This window comes from Pseudoalteromonas prydzensis (genome assembly GCF_001661495.1).
GTDB lineage: Bacteria > Pseudomonadota > Gammaproteobacteria > Enterobacterales > Alteromonadaceae > Pseudoalteromonas > Pseudoalteromonas prydzensis.
In genome coordinates, this window is record NZ_BDDT01000020.1 from 44833 (window position 1) to 51784 (window position 6952).

Genomic DNA, 6952 nt, shown 5'->3' on the forward strand with positions numbered 1-6952 from the left:
GAACTCCAAAGCTAGGTTATTGCAGGCTAAATTGTACATCGATTTGCTCGCCATCACGTTCAATCGTGATGTTTGCATCGGTGCTATTACGCAGCTCATTAATAGCTGACATGGCCTGTTGTAAATCATTGAGTTGATAGCCGTTAATCGAAACAGCTAAATCATTATTTTGTAATCCCATCTTCGTAAATAAAGCGGGGTCTTTGCCTGGGCTTAAACGGTAACCAATTAACTCACCGTCTTTCATGGCCTGAGATACACGAATATAGTCAAATAGTTTACCGGGATCTTTTAATAGCTCTTCGCGGGTTTCTATAATCTCTTCCTTTACATCTTGGTCCGCTGTTACATCAATTTGGCGGTCACTTTCCATTTGCGGGCCATCGTCAAGTTCTGGCTCATCATTTTCGCGCTCTGCAAGTACAGGCATTGATACAGTTTTAGTAAAGTCCATGCCATCTAGCATTAATGTCTCAAAACGACCGCTGACATCTAAAATCACTCGATCAGGCAATACTTGAGCAAGCTTTGCTCGTGTTCCTTGCACAACGTCATCAACTAGATACGTTGTTTGTTGACCTTGAGATTCTATAATTGCTAAGCCAGTCAGGTCGTTACCACTGACCGCAACAATACCAGTTAAATTAATGCTTAATCGTGTTTCTGGCGCATTGTTAATAACTTGTACTTGTTTGTTTGCTGGTTTTTTAGCCACGGCATCAGCCTTGCCAAACAAGTTTTGTTCTAAAATGGATTGCGTATTAACACGCTCAGATTTACCTGTAGCAGTGTTTATATAGCTGGGGGAAAGGCTTGAATTAGCAGGCACTGGCCATATTAACCAAAATAGTTTTGCAGCTAAAAAGGCAATATAAACAACGGCTAAAAGCGTTACCGCCCAACTCAATTTAGCGTGGGGTAATTTACTTACTAAGTGTTTTAGCTGTTGTAATTGTTGTTCCATAAATGATGTTCTTATTTTAATTTACTGCTTTATCGCTGGTCTATAGTACCTTTTCATTTTTCATTCAACAAGCGCACTAATATTAAACTTTGTAAACAGGGTAAATTAACGCTTACGTTGAGTGTGAAAAGCTTCGACTATTTCTTTGTTAGTAAGTTTCATGCTAAATTTTGCCTTACAGAACCGCGCGTTAAAAGAGTACAATTGTGTCAAAAAGTAACACTCGTAATACTACGTCAAAAGATGAAACAATGAGTATCCGTTTAGACAAGTGGTTGTGGGCTGCACGCTTTTATAAAACCCGTGCTATCGCACGGGACATGGTGCAAGGTGGTAAAGTACATTATAATGGGCAACGCACTAAACCTAGCAAAATAGTTGAATTAGATGCCGTGATTAAACTTGCTCAAGGAGTTGATGAAAAAGTTATCACTGTGCTTAAATTACTTGATAAACGCTTAAGTGCCCCCATTGCTCAAACCTTGTATCAAGAATCAGATGCAAGTATCGAAAAACGCGAAGCCAATAGCATCGCGCGCAAAAACAATAGCTTTTTTGCACCGCATCCGGATCGAAAACCAGATAAAAAGCAAAGACGCGAACTTTTAAAAATGAAATCAAGTTAGGTAAAGCCACTCATGCAACAAGATCTACTTCATCGTTATACATTTGATCAACTAGACGTCCGCGGCGAACTCGTGCAAATAGAGCAAGCTTATAATGAAATGATTGCCAACCATAATTACCCAGCCCCCGTGCAAGCTTTATTGGGTGAATTACTGGTGGCAACTTGCCTACTTACTGCCACCTTAAAATTTGAAGGTGATATAGCCGTGCAACTGCAAGGCGATGGTCCTGTTAAATACGCAGTGATCAATGGTGATCATAAACAAAATATGCGCGGTATTGCCCGCTTACAAAGTGAAGTATCCGGCTCAACCATTCAAGACTTAATGGGCAATGGCGTAATGGTATTAACTATTACTCCAACTAAGGGTGAGCGCTACCAGGGTATCGTACCGCTTGAGCACGATACCCTAGCTGCATGCCTAGAAGCTTACTTCACCCAATCAGAGCAACTACAAACGCGTTTGTGGTTTGCAACTGACACAACACAAGGTCACGCGAAAGCTGCTGGTTTACTACTACAGGTGTTACCTGTAAATAAAGAAAAGTCGATTACTGACTTTACTCACCTTGAAGCACTCAGCAATACGATTAAAGCTGAAGAGTTGTTAGAGCTTGATGCTGCTACTGTCCTTACTCGACTTTATCATGAAGACAATCCGCGTGTTTACGAACCGCAAGCAATCCAGTTTAAATGTGGTTGTAGTCGAGAAAAAACCATCACTGCACTTGTTAATGTAGGCCAACAAGCATTATTAGATGATGTTGCCGAAAACGGTGAAGTGAAAATTAGCTGTCACTATTGTTTAAAAGAGTACATTTTTAACGAACAAGATGTGAAGAGTATTTTCAACTAACATCACTGTACAAAATAGCAGCAAAAAACCAACCGCATTTATTGCGGTTTTTTTGCACTAAAAATTGATACCGGTGTCATGAATTGTATTACTTTTATGACACCGGTATCATTGAAATTATTCATGTTTTTTACCAAATATATGTGTTTTTAGGCCTTTCATAGGCTCGAATATCCCTAATCCATCTGTTACTATAATTACAGCTTAAAGGGAAACAAGAACCCCAGAGCTATCCCGTTCAATCTCACACAATTTAGGTATAAACATGACTTCAAGCGCTACTCGTTTTGTCGATCTAACTGCAGCTGAACTTGTCGAACACGCGATCCGTCGTGGCGAAGGGACTTTAGCCGCCAATGGAGCTTTTGTTGCGAACACTGGTCGCCGTACTGGCCGTTCTCCAAAAGACCGTTTTATTGTTCAAGAATCAAGTACTGAAAATGAAATTCAATGGGGTAATGTAAACCGCCCTTTCGATGCAGATAAATTTGACGCTTTATGGGCACGTGTAGAAGCACATGTGCAAAGCAATGACCACTTCATCTCTCACCTTGAAGTTGGCGCTGATCCTGAGCACTATTTACCAGTTGTTGTTACAACTGAAACTGCATGGCACCATATTTTTGCCAAAAACATGTTTATCGAGCCTAAATCTTATAATGCATCTGATTTACCCCAGTGGCAGGTAATGAATGTACCTTCTTTTGTCTGTGATCCAGAACGTGATGGCACAAACAGCGATGGCACAGTAATTATCAACTTTGCACAGCGCAAAGTACTGCTTGCAGGTATGCGTTATGCCGGTGAAATGAAAAAATCAATGTTTTCTGTTCAGAACTTCCTACTGCCAGCGAAAGGTGTATTACCAATGCACTGCTCAGCTAACGTAGGTGAAGCTGGTGATACCGCATTGTTCTTTGGCCTATCAGGCACAGGTAAAACAACTCTATCAGCGGATCCAACTCGCTTTTTAATCGGTGATGATGAGCACGGCTGGGCACCAGGCAGTGTTTTCAACATCGAAGGTGGGTGTTACGCTAAATGTATCGACCTTTCACAAAAGAATGAGCCTGTAATTTGGGATGCTATCCGCTTCGGTACTATTTTAGAAAACGTAGTACTTGATGAAAACCGCGTACCAGATTTTAACGATACTAGCCTTACGCAAAATAGCCGCGCAGCTTATCCACTAGAACATGTTGAAAAACGTAAAGTAGAGAACCGTGCTGGCGAGCCAAAAGCAGTGGTATTTCTAACTTGTGATGTAAGTGGTGTATTACCACCAGTATCAATCCTTAGTGAAGAAGCCGCAGCGTTTCATTTCCTAAGCGGTTACACAGCTAAAGTAGGTTCTACCGAGATTGGCTCTACAAGTGATATTGAATCAACATTTTCAACCTGTTTCGGTGCACCTTTCTTCCCACGTCCAGCTGGTGTGTACGCAGAGCTGCTGATGAAGCGTGTACGCGAGTTCGGCGCTAAAGTTTACCTAGTTAATACAGGTTGGACTGGCGGCCCTTACGGAACAGGCAAACGTTTTGATATTCCAACTACGCGTGCAGTAGTGGATGCTATCGTATCGGGCAGCCTTGTAGGTGTTGAAACACAACATATTGACGTGCTAAACCTAGATGTGCCAGTTGCAGTACCTGGTGTAGACAGTGAGCTACTTAACCCAATCAATACTTGGGAAGATAAAGCTAAATACGCAGAATATGCAGCTAAACTAGCAGCAGACTTCACTGAAAACTTCGCAAAATACGATGTTTCAGACGAAATTAAAAATGCCGGACCAAAAGCGTAATAATTCGCTTTAAACCGAATTTAAACGCCAGCCTCGTGCTGGCGTTTTCGTTTACTTGCAATAGGCCTGCTATTGACGCGGAAATTCACCTTGTTATTGCTAAAAGTCTCCAGCTGGGGACTGATACCAATCGACTTAAATACTTAACCATTCTAGCGAAGCTAAATAAAGCGCTAACTGCGTTATAAATTTTTCATGTAGAACAATGACAAATACATTCGCTCTTTAATACCAATACATAAGTACATCTCTTAACCAAAGTTCCGATTAAATATCTTTATATATCAAAGATAAAACAGCATTATCGCGATTTGTTAAAACTTCCACCATTTTTTATAACGATAATATTGGATACAATACTTTGGTCGGATCTAAAACTTAGCTAGAGTAGAAAATAAACTTAATCGCTTACCAATGTCCGTGCTAATTTTACCGTTAGCAAAAACCCACAATCATCAAGCTTGAGCTAAACGCACAATAAAAAGTATCGTCTTAATTGTTTTGATTTGTCGATTGTGTGCTTACTCATGCGACTACTAAGTAGAGATCTATTGTCATTTAAATTCAGGAAAGTTAAACAATGCAAGGACAAAATCTAACAACAGGCCCTATTCCAAAGCAGTTATGGTCTTTGGCATGGCCTATGATGCTCTCAATGTTTTTTCACTCGCTCTACAACTTAGTGGACGCATTTTGGGTTGCGAAAATTTCAGCTTCCGCCATTGCCGCGGTATCAATTTCACAAATAATTTTATTTATTATGATCAGCTTGGCAATGGGCATCTCTGTTGGCACTTCTGTCTTAGTTGGGCAAAATATTGGCGCAAAAAAAATAGCGGTCGCAGAGCGAGTACTTGGTCAAGGCTTTCTATTAACCATTATTGCGGCACTACTTTTTACCATGATCATTTTTAGCTTCAGTAATGAGTTTCTGATTATTTCTGGCGCAGTTGGTGACATATTACCGCTCGCAACCCCCTATTTCACAGTAATTACTGCGGGATCGATACTGACCTTTTTAATGATGATGATATCGATTTCTTATAATGCCCAAGGTGATAACTTTACCATGACTAAACTCTTCGCCCTTTCTACTATGATAAATCTGGTGCTTGATCCCATTTTTATTTTTGGTTTTGCAGGCTTCCCAGCATTAGGGATTGTTGGTGCCGCGTATGCGACCTTGATCTCTCAAGCTGTTTTTATTGTGTTAGCCTTAAGGTTGTTGATGAAACCCAGCATGATGGTGCCACTACACCTAAAGTATTTACAGCTAAATTGGTCCTCGGTAAAAAAAGTCATCGATATTGGATTACCCGCCTCGCTCAACCAAGTGCTAAATCCGCTCGGTTTTTCTGCATTAATGTTTCTTGTCTCTGCTACTTTTTTAGAAGCGGGAGCCGCCGCATTTGCCATCGGTTTTAGAATAGAATTTTTTGCTTTTATTCCCGCAATTGGCTTTGGCTTTGCTGCAATGTCGATGATTGGGCAAAATATAGGAGCAGGTAATCATGATAGAGTTCGCGCAGTTTTAAATGTGTCTGTATGGTATGGCTCAGGCTCTGCCTTGCTGTTCAGTTTACTCGTGTTAATTTTTGCTCCTTATATTGTAGCCATTTTCACAGTCGATCCGCTTGTCACAGAATATGCCCTGCAATATTTTCGCATCGTGCCATTAGGCTATCTATTTTTTGCCGTTGCTTTCATTGAAGCAAGTATTTTTCAAGGCATAGGAAAATCATGGCCAGGTTTCTGGATTACATTTGCAAGAATTGGCATTGCACTCGCCATTAGCTTTATTACCATTAATATATTCGAGTTAGAAATTTGGACTGTTTGGATTGCTATCGTTGTTGGTAGTGTCATTGCTTCTTTATTTGGGCTGCTATGGCTTAAACGTGCACTGACATCGGCACAACAAGAAACGCAACATGCAGATAGAAGCTTAGGCACTGAGGAAGTATTACCATAATAAAGCTAAGTATTTAAGTCGATTGATATAAAAAAGCCGCTACCTAGCGGCTTTTTTATGCCTAGAAAAATGTGAGTTTGCTTATATCTAATAAAAAGTGCGAGTTTGCCTATGTCTGATAAAAAGTGCGAGTTTGCTTATGTCTGATAAAAAGTGCCAATTGGTGAGTTTGCATTTTCTTGTAAAGAGTGCGAGTTTGCGAGTTTGCGAGTTTGCGAGTTTGCGAGTTTGCGAGTTTGCGAGTTTGCGAGTTTGCGAGTTTGCGAGTTTGCGAGTTTTATCAGAATGAATTTTTTAACGCGGTAGTCAAGTAGTTCGTCCTTTCACTAGCTTTACTCTCGCTAACTCGCTTACTATTTCACTTTCCTACAAACGTAAAAAAGCCCGAATCGTTAGATTCGGGCTTTCTCAATTTGGAGCCTGGCGATGTCCTACTTTCACATAACAAATGCTACACTATCATCGGCGCTGTTTCGTTTCACTACTGAGTTCGGCATGGGGTCAGGTGGGTCCAAAACGCTATTGTCACCAAGCAAATTTGGTGTAAGTTCGATTTAATCAAACTTACTAAAATTTGGAATTTCTGATAATAAAAAGTCTTCAGTAATCTACTTTAGTTATATTAACTTCTTCGCTTAAACTGTCGCATAAAACGCGTTTGGCGTTGTATGGTTAAGCCTCACGGGTAATTAGTACAAGTTAGCTTAACATATCACTATGCTTCCACA

General features: G+C 40.4%; 5 protein-coding genes and 1 rRNA gene. 4 read left to right on the top strand and 2 right to left on the bottom strand.

The window, feature by feature from the left end:
• Positions 1 to 16: 16 nt before the first annotated feature.
• On the bottom strand, positions 17 to 964 hold the full coding sequence (gene gspC / locus A7968_RS21590; RefSeq protein ID WP_064668578.1) for a type II secretion system protein GspC: 948 nt from the start codon (positions 962 to 964) through the stop codon (positions 17 to 19).
• A 203-nt stretch (positions 965 to 1167) separates the two neighbouring features.
• Here gspC and hslR point away from each other — a divergent pair, with 203 nt between their 5' ends.
• The 4 genes from hslR (at position 1168) to A7968_RS21610 (ending at position 6224) form a co-directional block, all read left to right on the top strand.
• A complete protein-coding gene (gene hslR / locus A7968_RS21595) occupies positions 1168 to 1590 on the top strand; it encodes a ribosome-associated heat shock protein Hsp15 (RefSeq protein WP_371850156.1) in 423 nt (140 codons plus the stop codon).
• Between the two features lie 12 nt (positions 1591 to 1602).
• Entirely contained in the window at positions 1603 to 2448 is an 846-nt protein-coding gene (hslO, locus tag A7968_RS21600; RefSeq protein ID WP_064668579.1) for an Hsp33 family molecular chaperone HslO, read from the top strand.
• A 265-nt stretch (positions 2449 to 2713) separates the two neighbouring features.
• On the top strand, positions 2714 to 4252 hold the full coding sequence (locus tag A7968_RS21605; RefSeq protein ID WP_064668580.1) for a phosphoenolpyruvate carboxykinase: 1539 nt from the start codon (positions 2714 to 2716) through the stop codon (positions 4250 to 4252).
• Between the two features lie 580 nt (positions 4253 to 4832).
• Complete coding sequence (locus tag A7968_RS21610; RefSeq protein ID WP_064668581.1) at positions 4833 to 6224, top strand: MATE family efflux transporter; 1392 nt, start codon at positions 4833 to 4835, stop codon at positions 6222 to 6224.
• Between the two features lie 418 nt (positions 6225 to 6642).
• Here A7968_RS21610 and rrf read toward each other — a convergent pair.
• Positions 6643 to 6757: ribosomal RNA gene (gene rrf / locus A7968_RS21615) — 5S ribosomal RNA — on the bottom strand.
• Positions 6758 to 6952 lie beyond the last annotated feature (195 nt).